Source organism: Bartonella sp. TT67HLJMS (assembly GCF_042193375.1).
GTDB classification, from domain to species: domain Bacteria; phylum Pseudomonadota; class Alphaproteobacteria; order Rhizobiales; family Rhizobiaceae; genus Bartonella; species Bartonella grahamii.
The window spans coordinates 38,272-56,024 of the sequence record NZ_JBHILP010000001.1; the positions used below are offsets into that span (position 1 = coordinate 38,272).

Annotated in this window: 9 protein-coding genes and 3 tRNA genes; 5 read left to right on the forward strand and 7 right to left on the reverse strand. The window is 36.5% G+C overall.

Going from position 1 to position 17,753, the window contains the following annotated elements; genetic code table 11:
- Positions 1-620 precede the first annotated feature (620 nt).
- Entirely contained in the window at positions 621-1,841 is a 1,221-nt protein-coding gene (locus tag ACFIJQ_RS00100; protein WP_375627919.1) for an MFS transporter, read from the forward strand.
- A 462-nt stretch (positions 1,842-2,303) separates the two neighbouring features.
- Here the strand turns inward: ACFIJQ_RS00100 and ACFIJQ_RS00105 are convergent.
- The 4 genes from ACFIJQ_RS00105 to rplU form a co-directional block, all read right to left on the reverse strand.
- Positions 2,304-2,393 (reverse strand) — tRNA-Ser (locus ACFIJQ_RS00105).
- 474 nt (positions 2,394-2,867) lie between these two features.
- Entirely contained in the window at positions 2,868-5,399 is a 2,532-nt protein-coding gene (gene ptsP, locus ACFIJQ_RS00110; RefSeq protein WP_375627921.1) for a phosphoenolpyruvate--protein phosphotransferase, read from the reverse strand.
- A 1,422-nt stretch (positions 5,400-6,821) separates the two neighbouring features.
- Positions 6,822-7,091, reverse strand: a complete 270-nt coding sequence (gene rpmA, locus ACFIJQ_RS00115; protein ID WP_273787451.1) for a 50S ribosomal protein L27 — start codon at positions 7,089-7,091, stop codon at positions 6,822-6,824.
- Positions 7,092-7,103: 12 nt separating this feature from the next.
- Positions 7,104-7,583, reverse strand: a complete 480-nt coding sequence (rplU, locus tag ACFIJQ_RS00120; protein WP_375627923.1) for a 50S ribosomal protein L21 — start codon at positions 7,581-7,583, stop codon at positions 7,104-7,106.
- A 285-nt stretch (positions 7,584-7,868) separates the two neighbouring features.
- Between rplU and ACFIJQ_RS00125 the strand changes: the two genes are divergently transcribed.
- Positions 7,869-7,958, forward strand: a tRNA-Ser gene (locus ACFIJQ_RS00125).
- Positions 7,959-8,273: 315 nt separating this feature from the next.
- Here the strand turns inward: ACFIJQ_RS00125 and pgi are convergent.
- The 3 genes from pgi to ACFIJQ_RS00140 form a co-directional block, all read right to left on the reverse strand.
- Positions 8,274-9,938 carry a glucose-6-phosphate isomerase gene (gene pgi / locus ACFIJQ_RS00130; RefSeq protein ID WP_375627924.1) on the reverse strand — a complete coding sequence of 555 codons (1,665 nt, stop codon included), beginning with the start codon at positions 9,936-9,938 and terminating at the stop codon, positions 8,274-8,276.
- Positions 9,939-10,136: 198 nt separating this feature from the next.
- Positions 10,137-13,271, reverse strand: a complete 3,135-nt coding sequence (locus ACFIJQ_RS00135; protein ID WP_375627926.1) for an efflux RND transporter permease subunit — start codon at positions 13,269-13,271, stop codon at positions 10,137-10,139.
- On the reverse strand, positions 13,268-14,407 hold the full coding sequence (locus ACFIJQ_RS00140; protein ID WP_273787455.1) for an efflux RND transporter periplasmic adaptor subunit: 1,140 nt from the start codon (positions 14,405-14,407) through the stop codon (positions 13,268-13,270). Before ACFIJQ_RS00140 ends, ACFIJQ_RS00135 begins: the two co-directional genes overlap by 4 nt.
- Before the next feature lie 366 nt (positions 14,408-14,773).
- Here ACFIJQ_RS00140 and ACFIJQ_RS00145 point away from each other — a divergent pair.
- The 3 genes from ACFIJQ_RS00145 to rpsU all read left to right on the forward strand — a co-directional run bounded on the left by ACFIJQ_RS00145 (position 14,774) and on the right by rpsU (position 17,623).
- Positions 14,774-14,850 (forward strand) — tRNA-Arg (locus ACFIJQ_RS00145).
- A gap of 679 nt (positions 14,851-15,529) precedes the next feature.
- Positions 15,530-17,203, forward strand: a complete 1,674-nt coding sequence (locus tag ACFIJQ_RS00150) for a formate--tetrahydrofolate ligase (protein ID WP_375627928.1) — start codon at positions 15,530-15,532, stop codon at positions 17,201-17,203.
- A gap of 186 nt (positions 17,204-17,389) precedes the next feature.
- On the forward strand, positions 17,390-17,623 hold the full coding sequence (gene rpsU, locus ACFIJQ_RS00155; protein WP_012754552.1) for a 30S ribosomal protein S21: 234 nt from the start codon (positions 17,390-17,392) through the stop codon (positions 17,621-17,623).
- Positions 17,624-17,753: the final 130 nt, after the last annotated feature.

The following is a 17,753-nucleotide window of genomic DNA, read 5'->3' on the forward strand; positions in this document are numbered from 1 at the left end:
ACCTTTGTGATAATATTGGTTTAGAATTACATCTTGTTCATTCAGACGAGATGAGCCAATTATTATATGTCATAGAACCATATGGGTGGGGAATTTAAAAAAAGCTTATCTAGAATCTGACTTAAAGGTTTTTGGAACTTTAGTAGTAAGATTAGCTTGGTCTCATGTTGCCCAAAAATTAGCACCCAATCTTGTTGTGACTAGACTAAATTTAGAAGATCTGCTCACTGAAGTTTTTATAATATTATGAAATGATAAAAATATTAATATTTCTTCTTGTCCCGTACATGAAACAGATGCTATTTGTATTTGTTATCCTTTGCACCATTGTTCGAAATATATTTTAGATGGTTGTCACTTGAAATATGTCTTGGAAAATTATTTGGCAAGAGAACGTGCCCATATGTATTGGAAAGTAATTTCCTATTATTTGTCTCAATCTATGGGCGCAACGTTGCCAAGTATAGAATTCATACTGACAGATGACTTGCAAAAAATAAGTCCCTATAACGCATTTGAACTAAACTTTTATGAAAAACTGGAATTTAGTACCGAACCATATTCGACAATGGAGAAAATCATAAAATGGCTCGAGTCTCTGTTTAAGAGTGAGAAAGCTATTGCGTAATTCTGTTTTTCTTATGATTTTGATTGGTTGTTTGACGAGTTTTTGTGCTAGTGGTGTATTATCTATTGGCCTTTCTTTGTTACAATTCCAAGATACAACTGGAAAAGCATCTGCTACTTTAAATGTTGTTAATTTAATCGCAATTGGAATTGCAGGCTTATGTTTGGGAAATGTGTTGGTGCGCTATCAAGGCTTTATAATTGGGTTTTATAGTCAAATTATTTGCGCTTGTTTATTATCGTTCTTATTATTTATGAACAATCCGGTACTTATTTTATTTGTATTTTTTTTACTTGCTCTCTTGATGGGGGCTGATAATCCAAATAACAACAGTGCCTTGAATCAGCTGGTTCCAGCTCCCAAACAAAAAGCTGGAATTTTTGCATTTTATACTAGTTGCTGTCAGTTTTTTGTTATTATATCCCCATTGCTTATATATTTTATAATTGCGCATTTGGGGCACAAAATAGCCATAGCCTTTATTGTGTTTATTTATCTTTTGAATGCCAGCCTATGGTTTCGTATAAAGTCTATACAACAAATAAACAGAGTAAAAGAGCTATTACAAAAGCCATCTCAAAAAGCTTATGGAGTTGGTTTTAGATGCCTTTGGCGGATTTATGCGTTACGTTTTTTAACGATTAATCGTATTTTGAATAATTTTCTCTATACGGGGCCTATTGTTCTATTGCCACTTGTTCTTGCATCTATAACATCAGATAATACAAAATTTACAGCTATTCAAAATACTATTTTTGCTTTGTCAGCACTGGGTTTTGTAGTCAATGGTCTTATCTCATCCTATTATTTACGGAAATTTCCATCTTTAATTCGTTTTTTTGTATGGGGAACACCGGCTTTTGCAGTGATCGCAATCTCTTTTGTTTTATATTTAAATTTTACTCAATATTCCCTTTATATTATGGGCTTTTTATTAGGTATTGGGCAATTTTATTTTAGGGTATCGGGAATAACAATTGGACAAGCTATCACACCTAGTGAAAATTTAGCCGAGGTGATTTTGGCAGGCGATGCCAGTGTGCGCATCATAACAGCTTTATTCTCTATTGTGCTTTTATATGCCGGAAATTTTTTTTCATTTTCTACATTATACGTCCTGTGTATATTTATAGGTTTTTGCGCCCCTTTATTTATTTTACACGGACTATCTATTTACATACAAAGCTTAGAAATAAAAGAAAGCACCACATGAATAATCTTCAATTATTATATTACGTCAGCCTTTTTTTGATTATTGTATAGATAAAGATTTTGTACAAATATTCATGACATTAATTTTAAATGAGCACATTGCGTGAGAAAAGCTGAGGTGTTCGTTACCTCTCATGTGGATAAAACGCATTTAGCCCGTTAATCGGAATTGCAAATAGCACTATGATCACCATTAATTCTGAAACTCTATCAGAAGTTAGTGATAATGGCAAAAATCCCTTAACGATATTTGAAGAGATCGTTTATGCTAGATCAGGTTATCTAAAGATCGAGAGGAGAGTAACTTAGAAATTATAAAATTCATGGAAATTCAACTGCAATTTCTAGGTATACATAATGACAGATACAGATCGGCGCAAACTGGTCAATTGCAAACAGTAAAAAAATCCTGAGCTTTTTAAGCTATGTCATATCAAGCATATGAAAATTCGTTTTAAATTAATGGCGGAGAGAGAGGGATTCGAACCCTCGATATGGTTTCCCATATACACGCGTTCCAGGCGTGCGCCTTCAACCACTCGGCCACCTCTCCAGAAGTCTCGCACTATACCCAGAAAGAAATAACGTGCAAGCCTAAATTATACATTCAAAGTTCAAAAAACAAATTCATTTATTAAAGTAAGAGCTTATATCTGTTGAATAACAAGCACATCCTTTCTTTTTAAGAAAAAACTTTTTCCGTGGATAGGTTTGTATAATACAATAATGGGAATAAAAAGATCGTCACATCTATCTCATACGGTGTCTATGAATGGTATAAAATCTATTGAATAGCATCATCTTTCCTTAAATAAAAAGTACAAGCCAAGTACCATCACGCTATTTATCCCCTAATGTTGCAACATCCCTTGCTATTTGAGAGAATGCATAAAAGGCATTTATTCTTTCTTAAAGTGTTTTTCACACGCTACTCCTCTCTGTAACGTATAAAAGAATAATGTTTTACAGCACTAACGGTCTGATTACTCTGCAAAATGAGTTAGCTCGTTCCCCTTAATGTTCTTTATCACCTTATATCCTTGCTTAGAGCACGTACAGCTCGTGCAGTTTCACATTGTAATGCTTTTTGTGCTAAAATTTTCATATCTTCAAAACTATGAGTCTGCAAACACGCCTTTACTGGAGAAATATCGCAAGATATCATAGAAAGCTCATTAATTCCCAACCCAGTCAAAATCATCGCACCAAAAGGATCTCCAGCCATACCACCACATACACTAACCCAACACTTATGTTGTGAAGCTCCCTGAATAGTCTGATAAATCATACGCAAAACTGCTGGATCAAGGCTATCAGCTTCAGACACAAGGTACGGATTTTGCCGATCAACAGCCATTGTATACTGTGTTAGGTCATTGGTTCCAATTGAGAAAAAATCAACATGGGCGCTCAACACATCTGCCATAATGGCGGCTGCTGGAACTTCGATCATAATACCAAGTTTTAATTTTGGTGCATCAATATCATTGCGGATTTCTTCTGCAATCTTTTTTATAGTGACAATCTCTGAAACAGACATTACCATCGGAAACACAATCCATAGATCTCCGCCTTCTTTTGCTGCTCGATACAAAGCACGTAATTGAGGCACCAAAAGATCACGTCGACGTAACAAAAGCCGCGTCCCTCGAACACCTAAAAAAGGATTGTCCTCTTTAGATAAATGTAAATGCGTAACCTGTTTATCCCCACCAATATCGAGTGCACGAATAATTAATGGCTTATCTCCTACAGCTGTAATCATCGCCCGATATGTATTAAATTGTAGCTCTTCATCCGGAATATGTGGATTCTCTAAAAACAAAAATTCCGTGCGCATGAGTCCAACACCTTCAGCCCCCAAATCAAGCGCAACAGGAACCTGATTTGCGTAGTTGACATTAGCCATGATACGAATTCTTTGACCATCTGTTGTTTGCGCTGGTAATCTACACGCACTTATTTCACTGACACGTTTTTGCACAACAGTATCAATATGCCTTTGAGCATCTTCAACGTCTTCAAGCGTAGGATCAAGATAAATAAACCCGTTATCGCCATCAATAATAGCCTGAATATCAGACTGTATCGCTAAAATATCATCACCTGCAGCAACAACCATTGGAATACCAAGAGTACGCGCCAAAATAGCTGTATGAGATAATGGACCTCCCCATGCTGTTGCTAATCCTTTTACCCTTGTACAATCAAGTTGTGCTACATCAGAAGGAGAAAGGTCATTTGTAACTAGAATTACACCATGTGGAATATCATTTAAAAAGAATGATCTATAGGATGGATTGATTTCACCTAAAACACGTCGACCAACATCAACTAAATTAACAGCACGTGCTGCTAACAAAGGATTATCTACCTTAAAAAACATATCTGAAAATTGACGAACCGCTCTATCCCAAGACCAAGCGACACCATGACCTTCTGCTATAAAACGACAAGCTTGAGCTATTAAATTTTCATCTTCAAGCAAAACCATTTGCGCAGAAAAAATCGCAGCAGAATCTGCTCCCATACGCACTGTAATATCAGAAATCACAGATGCCATTTTATGTTTTGTTTTTTTAAGAGCATTTTCAAGACATGCTGCACCAGCTGCAAAATCAATTGGCTGGTCTATTATAGAAATATCATTTTGCCTTAAAACAAAAATCTTACCAAATGCTAATCCTGAACTTGCTCCAATACCAGAAATGCCTTTTTGCATAGAGCGTGGATACCAACCATGAAAAGCCTTTGTTTGAGATTCCATTGCTCTCATCAGGCATTTTTCACTAATACTCACTTTTTTTGCAATAGCAATGGCATCATTGAGAAGTTGTGCTCCTTCTGCAGCATCTGTAGAAAAAATCAGAACATCACCGTTTTTTGCTCCTAATTGCAATAAACCAACCAAATTTTTCATTTCAACGGCATATTGACCATGGCGAACTCTGATAGAATTTTGAGCCTTTTTCGCAAAATCAACCCAAAGAGAAGCTGGTCGTGCATGAAGACCACTTGGATAATCTAAAGTCCATTCCTGACACACCGAAAGGTCACCAATAAAAGTTTTTTCTATCTTCATATCTTGATCAAACAAAGTTGTAACAATTTGCTGTTTGTCCATAGTTGTTGCAAGTACTTCAAGCTGTTTTTTATCAAATAAAAGAGACGTCAATTTTTTACAAATTTCTCTATAGCGATCTGGACATGCTGCAATAGCAATAACCAAATGTGCTTTTTTGCCATCCTGCCACTCAACACCAGCAGGAACCTGTATAACAGCAACAGCGTCCTTGATAATTAAATCACGATTTTCAGCTATACCATGAGGAATGGCTATACCATTTCCAAGCCAAGTATTGGTTGTTTCTTCACATGCGAGCATGCTTGCCAGATAACACTTATCAACCGCACCAACCTGCACAAGCAATTCAGCAGCAGCATAAATTGCATCATTTTTATGATCAAAAGCAGCTGCAAGTTGTACAGATCTTATAGACAAGATTTCACTCTCGATAAAATCTACATTCATTGCTTCTGCTTTCTCACATCTCATCATGAATTCAAATTGCCTCACATTTGAACACCAATATCTCTGATAAATTCCTTTTCAAAGCTGCATTTCCCAAAATACAAGCTATAAATACCACCACAGCTCTCTTTATATTTTACGAAATGTAGCTAAGTGAGGTGCTTAAATACCTCAATATAACCGATAATACAATTGGATATTATCATCTAGCGAGGTGCTTAAAAGCATCATAAGCAAATCTGCCTCTTACTCTTTTACTTTACAAAAACAAAACCCCGATTTTTACAGCACCAATCACCTAAAAAACTATGTTTTAAAAACGCTCTCATTATCCCAAGTTATTCAACATAACTTTTCATTATTCTCCCTAAAAGAAAGCATCCTTCCCAATCATCTGTAACTTCAGTTAATATTTTAACTGATTCCTCAAAGTTTATTTAACCTATTATCCCTCTTTATAAATTCATTACATAATTATAAATTGCTCTATGCAACTTATCATCTTTAAAATTCCGTGCAGCTCATCCTATGACGCTACCTCATTGATATATAACATCCATGTATTTTAAGATACTCCTTTACTTCAATCAATATCGCAAACACACAATACCCTCTGTCGCATATCTGCAAAGTACGAGCATCACCCAAGCACCATCATCAACTACTAAAATCAAGAAAAACGCTACAAATAAGATAAATAAAGTAAAAAATGAAAAGCAGTTATTGCCTTAATCCCAGCTTTTATGCTTGTTTATTTTCAAAAATGTACAATACAATAATAGTGAAATCAGAAAAAATATTCTTGAAGAGCGCTGATTGCACATTGGTTATTTTTATATCTTTAAACAGCGTCCTCCTTAAAAATATAATTTCACTCTCGATTTACCGAAAACTCCTTAATGCACGTCACTTTCAAAGTAGTTTTGACTGCCATCTTATGGATTTTTTATCCCTATATCCTTTTAAATGAATAGCCCCACCTATCCACACCACCACCTAAAAACAGTATGACAACTCATCAATACTACAATGCCAATAAAAAGATTCATCTTTATCAAAATGATTACGTAAATAATGCTTTAATAATGCTTTCATTAAATTTCTCATAATTTCCTGAAAACAAACTGCTCCTCTTATAAAGAAATTACTAGACACTTCTTCATGCATAAAAAGAAAGTCTCTCCTCACTATTATTATACAGAAACTTATCAACAAATTCTATCATAATATCAATACGTTCAGTACTAAATACTAACATAACACCGCACAAACCCCTTCCCTCATTGAGAAAAGTCATTTCCCCAATTCCACCTTTTTCGTATATCTTCTACATTTATTATAGTACCAAAACAAAAAGGGAAAGATGAAATTCATCTTTCCCTTTTAATACTTATAAAACCACAACTACAATTCAATGGAATCCCGTTGATTGCTAGAGAGTGTTACAGATTACTCTGCTGCCTCCACCATAGGAATGACTGAAACATAGGAACGATCACCCGCTTTGCGTTGAAAAGAAACCTTTCCATTTGATAATGCAAAAAGCGTATGGTCTTTTCCAATGCCGACATTGTTGCCAGGATGCCAACGTGTACCACGCTGGCGAATAATAATATTTCCAGCAATAACGGTCTCACCACCAAATTTTTTAACGCCCAGACGTTTCGATTCTGAATCGCGACCATTACGCGAGGAACCACCAGCTTTTTTATGTGCCATAGACGCTCTCCTTTAATCTTTCTTACTCTTTGATGCTACAGATGCTTTCTTCTGCGACGCAGTCTTTTTTTCAGCCGTTTTTTTAGCCGTCTTCTCAACAGAAGCAGCATCTTTTGTTTCTTTTGGTGCAGTTGCCTCTTCTTTTATCGGCTTTGCAGCTGCTTTTTTAGGTTTTGAACCACCTATTAAAATTTCTAAAACACGAAGCTTCGTAAATTCTTGACGATGACCATGCGTGCGTTTAGAATTTTGACGACGGCGCTTCTTAAATGCGATAACCTTGCGCCCACGTGCCTGTTCTACAATCTCGGCTGTCACCAATGCATCAGCAACGACAGGGGTACCAATAACCGCATTACCTTCTTGCCCAACCATCAATATGTCATTGAATTCAACAACATCACCCGCATTTCCACTAACTTTTTCAACTTTCACCACTTGATTAGCAACAACGCGGTATTGCTTACCACCAGTTTTAATGACTGCGAACATTTTTTATCCTTCCGTTCACTCCAGCTCTTATTTAATTTCTGCCTTGAAATAAGGGAAAATAGGCTGCTTTTTATCAGTCGTAATAGATTTTAAAGAAGGATAAAACCTTCTTCAACACAAATACGCGCAGATTTCTCCACGCTCATGTTCCGTATATATGAAGGAATTTCTATTCTCTGTCAATAAAGTCCCATAAAAAAGAAAAAAAGGTTGTACCAAAAACAATTGAAGGTTATCTACCCCTTATACACTCAAATAGTGCCAATTTTTATTTCACTTTATTATGGAGAGATGGCTGAGTGGTTGAAAGCACCGCACTCGAAATGCGGCATAGGGGCAACTCTATCGGGGGTTCAAATCCCTCTCTCTCCGCCAAAGTTTATAAAGCGATATTATTAAAATGTCTTTAATCGTAGCTTGCCGGTGGATTCTGTATATTTTTACCTAGTGTAGTTTGTAAGCAGGTTTTGTATCAATCCATTTTTCAAAAGATCTTCAAGACTTTTCAAAGCTCTTTATCGTTTGTGCGAATAAATTCTCATTATTACAATTTTTTCACTTTTTGGCTTTCTGTTACATAAATATAGTTCAGATAATAAGAGAACGTATAGTAAAATCAAAGAATTATCTCATAATTCTCTCTCATTCTACTTTTGCTTAGTTAGTACAAAACCTACTGTCAAATTATATTTATTTTGCACGTCTTTCTTGAATATGTGCTAGCAACCCTAATGTTGAACTATCGCGATTATCCGCTTTACTTTCTCCACGAAGAATTGGTAGTAACTCATTTGCTAATTCTTTACCAAGTTCAACCCCCCATTGATCAAATGAATTAATATTCATTAAAATCCCTTCAACAAAAATACGATGTTCATAAAGCGCAATAAGACGACCAAGTGTAAAAGGTGTTAATAAATCTTGAACCAACGTAATGCTGGGACGGTTTCCTTTAAAACTTCTATGAAGTGCTAAATGATTTGCTTCACCCTCATTAACTCCATTTTTTATCAAGATATGCCGAGCATCTTCAATACTACGCCCCTTCATCAATGCTTTTGATTGTGCTAAACCGTTTGCTAGCAACATCTCATACATAGAATGTAAATTTTGCTCATGCCCTTTTATAAATAAAATAAATTCTACAGGAATAATATCTGTTCCTTGATGCAGAAGCTGAAAAAAAGCATGTTGACTATTTGTTCCTGAATCCCCCCAAACAATCGGACCACTTGAAAAACTTAATGGTTTTCCATCCAGCGAGACTTGCTTACCATTTGATTCCATATCAAGCTGTTGTAAATAAGCTGGAAAATGTATTAAACGCTGTGCATAAGGAATGATAGAACGTGATGAATAACCACAAATAACACGATGCCAGAATCCTAAAAGAGCAAAACGAATAGGAATATTTTTATGCAAAGGCATAGTTTTGAAATGTTGGTCCATTTGCAATGCACCATTGAGAAATTGGCGAAAATTTCCACCACCTATTGCAAACATAACAACAAGTCCAATGGCTGACCAAATTGAATAACGTCCTCCCACCCAATTCCAAAATTTAAAAACTCTTGCGGAATCTATGCCAAATTCTGCCACTTTATCAAGCGCACTTGAAACAGCAACAAAATGCGTACCAACGGCTTCTTCTCCTAAATGTGAACAAATCCACTGACGTGCAACTTGAGCATTTACCATTGTTTCAGCCGTTGTAAAAGTTTTAGAAGCAATGACAAACAGCGTTGTTGCTGGATTCAAAATAGAGAGAGTATCAGAAATATGGGCACTGTCAGCATTAGAAACAAAATGACACTGTGGACCATCATGATAAGGTTTTAAAGCATATGTGACCATTGCAGGACCAAGATCAGAACCACCAATACCAATATTGACAATATCACTTATTCTCTCGCCGCTGTTTCCCTTATAGCTGCCATCACGTACCTTTTCAGAAAATCTTTCCATATCTTCAAGGACGTCTTGAATATCGCGAATAAGATTATGACCATCCAGCATGAAAATTTCATCAGCAGGTAAACGTAACGCAATATGAAGAACTGAGCGTTTTTCAGTTGTATTAATCGCCTTACCAGAAAACATTGCATCACGCCGGCCTAACACATCTGCTGCGACAGCTAAGTCATCTAGAAGTTGCAATGTTTTAAATGTCACACCACATTTTGAAAAATCAAAAAGAAGATCATCAAGTCTGAGGGAAAAATGGGAAAAACGCTGTTCATCTTCTACAAAATGTCGACGAATATCATAGACCCCATCCTTTGCGGCATGGTTTCTTAAAGCTTTTAACGTGGCCTCAAAAGCCTTTTCATTTCGAATCGAAAAGCTATCTCCCATAAGCTTATCCTATACGGTTATTGATAATGAAATCTATGCCCAAACCATAACAAAGCAGAAAGCGTCTCCTGTAGTGCTCATATTACTCGCTATTTTCACTGCTCACATAAAAATGAAGGAATATACAAAATAAAAGGATAAGATCCGAAAATGATATTTTTACAAGAATAAACTTTCAAATCTTTTCTATCAGATACATCATTTAACTTGATTGAGTTCTTTTGTTAAGCGTAAATCTTCTTCTGCTTTCGGTCTTATAAACCGCCCCAAAAAAAGATAAACAACCGGTGTGACATAAAGCGTAAAAATAGTTGCTAAACCTAGGCCACCAACGATAACCCAACCTAAAGCTATACGAGCTTCTGCACCAGCACCTTTGGCTAAAACCAAAGGAATACCTCCTAAAATGGCACAAATCATTGTCATACAAACTGGACGAAGTCGAATATTTGCTGCTTCTTCTACGGCTTCACGCACACTTCTTCCCTGATCTCGTAATTGATCTGCAAATTCAACAATGAGAATACCATTTTTTGCCATAACGCCAATTAACAAAATTAGTCCAATTTGACTGTAAATATTAAGACTCACACCACTTAATAGCATAGCAATTACAGCACAACCAATCCCTAATGGGACCGTAGCTATGATAATGAATCCTGAAATAAAACTTTCAAACTGAGCAGCCAAAATCAATAAAATAATCAAAAAAGCAATGCCAAAAACAATCATAAAATTGGAAGATGTTTCATTAAGCGTTTCAGCTTCTCCTAAGGGAACCACGTAGATTCCTTTTGATAACAAAGGAGAAGCAATTTTCTGTACAGTTTGATAAGCTTCCCCTAAAGCGATACCTGGAGCAAGATTTGCGCTTAAAATAACAGCGCTCATGCGTTTTTCCCGCTTTAATTGGGGAGCGATAGCTTTTTCATGTAAATGCGCAATAACCGATAAAGGAACATATCGATTGTCTTTAGTCTTTAAGAAAATATTTTCTAAATCACTAGGACTCTTCATAGAATTTTTACGCGATATCAATTTAACATCGTAAGAATGATCATCCACGTTAATGGAACCAATCTTTTTACCATCCAACATTGCTTGTAATGTATCGCCCAAATTGGTGATATCAATCCCTAAATCGGAGGCTTTTTTTCGATTGATTTCAATAAAAAATTGCGGTTGTGTTGCATCAACAGTAAGACGTGGTCGAATAAAACGCGGATCATCTTGTAAAGCACTCACCAGCTTATCAGCAATGGGTTGTAGTGTTGCATAATCGTTGCCAAGAATTGCAAATTGTAATCCTTGCCCAGTTCCTCTCACACCTAGAGAATTTCCCTCCGCAGCAAACACAAAAACTGCGGGAAACTGTCTAACCTTTGCATTAACATCCTTCACAATTTCTTGCTGACTACGTAAACGTTTATCCCAAGATGAAAGCAATAAAAGCAAAAAAGCAGTATTGGGTGAACCACCAATACCCGCAATAGAGTAACTGTTAGCAATCTCCCCTGCATCACGTAATGGCTGTAGACTTGCTTCAATTTGCTCTACCTGTTCGTTCAAATATTGTGTTGAAATACCTTGTGGTCCATTAATAACCAAAAAGATAAAAGCTCTGTCTTCTGCTGGAGTTAATTCCTGTTTCAGCTTCATATAGCCTCCAACACAAAGACCCGCAAAAATAAGTGAAGCAAAAACAACAGACCAAGGCTTTTCTAAACACTGATGCAAACTGTAAGTATATGCCTTATGAAGAAAAGTACCTAATTTATATAAAAAAGTAAAATGATGGGACTTTTCTTCTTTCTCCTCAATATGTTCTTTGAGAAAACGTGAAGCCAACATGGGACAAAGCGTTAAGGCAACAATTGAAGAAAGCAAAATAGAAATTGCCAAAACAAAACCAAATTCTCTAAAAAGCCCTCCAACTTGCCCAGGAAGAAAGGAAATAGGAACAAATACAGCCACTAAAGTCAATGTTGTTGCGACAACAGCAAAAAAAACTTCACGTGTTCCTAACACCGCTGCAGCTCTGGAACCTAACCCCATATTGCGCCATCGAACAATATTTTCCAGAACAACAATGGCATCATCCACAACAAGCCCTGTTGCTAAAACAAGTCCTAAAAATGTGAGAATATTCAATGAAAATCCCACAAGATAAATAGCTGCAATGGTACCAATTAAGGCAACAGGAAGAGATAAAGCAGGTATCAGTGTTACACGAATATCTCTGAGAAAAAGAAAAATGACTAAAATAACGCTCAAAATAGCAATGACCAACGCAACCTCAACCTCATGAAGGGCACTTTTAATAAAAATTGCATCGTCATTAATAACGTCTATATGTACAGAAGAAGGAACAATACTTTTGAGATTATCAACAACGGCTCTTACACCTTGAGAAATATTAAGCGTGTTGGATTGTGCTTTCCGCACGATACCTAATCCAATACCTGTCTTTCCATTGACACGAAGAATAACCGTTTCTATATCCGGCGATAAAGTAACATGCGCAACATCACCAAGATGCACATGAGGCTTTAAAACAACTTGTTCAAAAGATTCTGGTGTTGTTAGACGAGCAGTGGCACGGACAACTAAAGTTTGCTTAGAATTGCGTAATGATCCTACTGGCACATCCGTTGTCATATCAGCAAGAACACGTGAAATATCTGCTACAGTTAATCCATAACTTGCAAGTTTTGCTTGATCTATATCAATCTGAAAAATCTTTGTGCGAGCACTATCAACCTGTACATCACCAACACCATCAACAGCAGAAATTGCATCAACAATCTGATCATTTACAATCGTTGTTAAATCATCAATACTCATTGTTGGTGACGTCACAACCAAATACATCATAGCAGCAGCATTCGAATCTGCTTTAATGATCAGAGGGGTATCTGCATTTTTTGGTAAAGAATAAGCAATACGAGACAGAGCATCACGAATATCAGATGCAGCTACATTCAAATCAACACCGACATTAAAATTAATTTGCACACGAGAGCGTCCAAAAGAAGATGTTGAAGAAATTGTCTTAACACCTGAAACACGAGAAACCGCATCTTCTATAATTTTTGTTACTTCACGATCAATGGTTTCTGCTGACGCACCAGAAAACATCGTCACAATCGTTGTTACTGGAGTATCAACATCGGGTAATTCTCTTACATCAACATTCAACCATGCTGCAAATCCTGCAATGATGATCATAGCATTTAAAACAAAAGTAAAAACCGGTCTGCGAATAAATAAGGCAATGAGACCACCTTGCTCCACCTTTGATATAGGCTGTTTTGTGCTTAATTCTTGGCTCATTGTATATCCGTTCCATAAACCGCTGATAATTGCTGTTGATGGGACTTTGGGTCATCAATAGTTACTTTACTTCCTGGATAAAGCATTTGCACCCCTTGAATGACAACTTGATCACCCTTTTCTAGGGGAGCTTTCACGAAAACCTGATCCGCTTTATGCTGAATAATTGATACGGGAATAGACTCTACTTTTCCTTCTCTCACACGCCAAACGAATGACCCTTTACTATTCCATTGAACCGCAAGAGGATTAACGACAGGAAAAGAACCACCATGAAATTGCAATACAACAGAAAAGGACATACCAGACATGAGCGTATCTTTTTCATTATTAATTTCAACCTGAGCATGAAGCGTGCGACTTTCTGGATCAACAATATTATCAATCGCATAAATATGGCCAACAAAAGATTTATCTGGCTGCGCAGTTAATGTTGCCGTTACCTCATCTCCTTTATGGATGCGCGACACATATCGTTCAGGGGCCCATATATCGACCAAAATACGTTCTCTATTCTCAATACGCCCTATTACGGTATTAAGGGTCACGTTATTCCCCACATCAACGGGCAAAATACCAACAACTCCAGGAATCGGTGCACGAATTGTTCGCCGATCGAGATCTAATTCAGCATTACGCAAAACTAAATTTGCGTTATCCAACTCTAAACGTGCTGTAATTTCTTGAACTTCCGTTGCTGTATTGCTGGCGCGTAATTTAAGAATGCGCGAAAGCGTTAATGCATTATTATCACGTTGTACTTTTGCTTTTGCAGCCGCTATTTCCTCTTTTTTAGAATCAAGCTTTGCAATCACATCATCGACTTGTACTTTTGTACCAGCTGATACAAAAAGCTTATCAATAACACCTGAGGATAAAGGGGTAAGATCGACTTCTGCAAGAGCTTTTCCACTCCCAAGAACGTTAAGTTGTTCATAAAAATCTTGAACTTTTACAAGATCAACGACAACATTCGCTGGTGGTCTTCCCATTTTTTCCTTTGAAGCTTTATACGATACTCTTGTTTTATCTACCATAGAAATGGGTTGTTCTGCACTCTTTTTTCCAGCCCAATAAGTAACCGTTAAAACGACGATTAAAAATACCAACGGAAAGCTCTTTTTTAATAACGCCATACATCCACCCTTGCTGTGTCATGTTCATCTGAAATAGTTTTCAACAGTAATATCGGCGTTTTACACAAAACCCAAACAGCGGGTGTATATATCTTACCCCCACCGCAAAAAACACATCTCATCTTTGCTTGACTATCTTTCATAGATTAAAACGTCAAGTTAACTATCGTTCATATTGCTTTGTACGGTCACAACAAAAAATGATTATATCAAAACCAACTGAAACCATAATATATTATATCCTTTTTTAAAATATCTCATAAAAAAGAGAGTTTTTTTTTATTACTATCCAAGTTTCACTTGCATTTCTTTAATGAAACGATTAGGAACCCTTTGTCGTAGATAATGTAAAAAACTGAAATGTATGCACCCGTAGCTCAGCTGGATAGAGCACCAGACTACGAATCTGGGGGTCAGGAGTTCGAATCTCTTCGGGTGCGCCATCTATCAATAGTATCTTCTTATAAATTCAGGCTCTTTAAATTCTTTATTTTGTGATTTATTTTTGCCTATCTTTGTTTTTTGTATTTTGTTACTTCATTCTGTTGTGAGTCGTTTCTTTAGCCATTTTGCTAGAATAAGATGTTATGAGTCCTTCAATTCAGCTCCAAGGTGCTTTTATTAGCTAATAATCATAACGATTGCATAAGCAGCGTGTGTTGTTTTCTTTTTTCGATCTATGCGTTTGTTTTTAGTCTCTTCCGGATTATACTCTTTAATCAGTTAGATAATTTTTTGCGTGCTTATTTCTAATTTTTCCATAACTAGATGTTTCTGGATATTTTATTCCTAGCAATCCCATCTTAATAGGGACTTCAGATGTGCCGCCATAAAACACTTATGGTATCCATTAATATCATTAGCATTTTGTTGCAAACCAAAGCTTCTTTTCGAGATATTTTTAATTGAATTAAACATATTTTTACTGCTTAAAAGCAAAGAAACTCTTTTTCCTAAAAAACAATGAAACTCTTCTCGTGCTTCTTTAGCATTATCTCTTGCATAGCATGTCATCGACTTCTATGATATCCTGACACTTTCTGTTCTCTATGAATTCTTCTAATTAATCCATGGGGTACAGATCTCGAACATTAATAAAAGATAAGTTTAAAGAATTTTTCCATGCCTAAAACAGATATTGAAATTGCTCGCACTGCTAAAAAGCAGCATATTATTGAAATTGCACAAAAAATTGGTATCTCACATGAAAATCTCATTCCCTATGGCCATGATAAAGCTAAAATTTCTTCTGAATACATAAAATCGCTTGATAAAAATCCAGATGGTAAACTTATCCTCGTCACAGCTATCAACCCCACACCTGCCGGAGAAGGCAAAACAACAACAACAGTTGGACTAAGTGATGCTCTTAATCTTATTGGTAAAAAAACAATAGCTACCTTGAGAGAACCGTCTTTAGGTCCCTGTTTTGGTGTAAAAGGTGGTGCTGCTGGTGGTGGTTATGCGCAAGTCGTTCCAATGGATGACCTTAATTTACATTTTACCGGTGATTTTCATGCTATTACAGCTGCTCATAATCTTCTTGCCGCAATGATAGATAATCATCTTTATTGGGGAAATACTCTAAACATTGATCCACGTCGCATTGTTTGGAAACGCGTTCTTGATATGAATGACCGTGCATTGCGCGATATTGTTATTTCATTGGGGGGTATAACAAATGGTTTTCCACGCCAAACAGGTTTTGATATTACTGTTGCGTCAGAAATTATGGCACTTCTTTGTCTCTCTGAAAATTTAGAAAACCTTACACAAAGACTCAAAAAAATTATTGTTGCTTATCGTTATGATAAAACGCCCATCACCGTTTCTGATCTCAATGCAGAAGGTGCAATGGCAGTTCTTCTCAAAGATGCTATACAACCCAATCTCGTACAGACAATTGAAAATAACCCTGTTCTCGTTCATGGAGGACCTTTTGCCAACATTGCTCATGGTTGCAATTCAGTTATAGCAACAAAAACTGCTTTAAAACTTGCTGATTATGTTGTCACAGAAGCAGGGTTTGGAGCAGATCTTGGAGCAGAAAAGTTCTTCAATATCAAATGTAGGCAAGCAGGTATTGTACCAAATGCTACAGTGATCGTCGCAACTATTCGTGCATTAAAAATGAATGGTGGTGTGGATAAAAATAACCTGACAGAAGAAAATATCACCGCTTTAGAAAAAGGAACAGCCAATCTTTTACGACATATAAAGAATATGGAGCACTACGGTATTCCTTGTGTTGTGGCTATCAATCATTTTGACAGCGATAGCGATGCTGAAATAAAAACATTACAAAAAATAGTTGCAACAACTGGACACAAAGCTATTATCTGTAAGCATTGGGAACAAGGTGGTAAAGGCGCTATAGAACTTGCACAAGAACTCGTTACCTTGATTGAAGAAAAACATTCTCATTTTAAAGTTTTATATCAAGATAATATTCCACTCGTTCAAAAAATTAATTGTATTATAACAAAGCTATACGGTGGGCGTGGCGCCATCATCCCAGCTCCTATTCTCAAACAACTTGAATCTTGGGAAAAAGAAGGTTTTGGTGCCTACCCTATTTGTATGGCAAAAACACCTTATTCTTTTTCTTCTGATCCCAAGCAATATGGTGCTCCTGTTGATTTTGAAATTCCCGTACGTGAAGTTCGTCTCTGTGCGGGAGCCGGCTTTATTGTTGTCATTTGTGGAGATGTTATGACCATGCCGGGACTACCCCATTATCCCACGGCTGAAAAAATTCATCTTGACGAAAATGATCAAATACAAGGACTTTCATAAATTTATAACCGTAAATTCTATCATTCATTATAAAAAGCGTTTTATTGCAAAAAGAATAGAATTTTAAAAAGCGATATAGACAAATGTCTTATTTATGTGATATAGGTGCTTGTCCTTTTGGATATGCCTTTAAAAGGACGTAGGTTTTTCCTATCATTTATGACACTGAAAAAAGCAGGATAGATAGTGCAAGTACTCGTTCGTGATAATAATGTTGACCAAGCGCTCCGTGCGTTGAAAAAAAAGATGCAGCGTGAAGGTATCTTCCGTGAAATGAAAATGCGTAGTTATTATGAGAAGCCATCTGAGAAGCGTGCTCGTGAAAAAGCTGAGGCTATTCGTCGTACACGTAAGCTTGCTCGTAAGCGTGCGCAAAGAGAAGGTTTTGTTAGCAACGGACGAACTGTTGCGGTAAAGTAATATACTTTATATAATTGCGTAAGCAGTAGGTAATAAGCTTCCAGAAAATTTTATCTTCATAGGCGATTGCAATAAATTGCTTGTGTATGCTTTTTTGTGTACAATGTTATCTAATATTTAGTTATCTGAA

Bases quoted from the DNA above. Each gene is read 5' to 3' on its own strand.
- ptsP (WP_375627921.1), bottom strand. From the start codon at position 5,399: ATGATGAGATGTGAGAAAGCAGAAGCAATGAATGTAGATTTTATCGAG.
- rpmA (WP_273787451.1), bottom strand. From the start codon at position 7,091: ATGGCACATAAAAAAGCTGGTGGTTCCTCGCGTAATGGTCGCGATTCA.
- rplU (WP_375627923.1), bottom strand. From the start codon at position 7,583: ATGTTCGCAGTCATTAAAACTGGTGGTAAGCAATACCGCGTTGTTGCT.
- pgi (WP_375627924.1), bottom strand. From the start codon at position 9,938: ATGGGAGATAGCTTTTCGATTCGAAATGAAAAGGCTTTTGAGGCCACG.
- ACFIJQ_RS00135 (WP_375627926.1), bottom strand. From the start codon at position 13,271: ATGAGCCAAGAATTAAGCACAAAACAGCCTATATCAAAGGTGGAGCAA.
- ACFIJQ_RS00140 (WP_273787455.1), bottom strand. From the start codon at position 14,407: ATGGCGTTATTAAAAAAGAGCTTTCCGTTGGTATTTTTAATCGTCGTT.
- ACFIJQ_RS00150 (WP_375627928.1), top strand. From the start codon at position 15,530: ATGCCTAAAACAGATATTGAAATTGCTCGCACTGCTAAAAAGCAGCAT.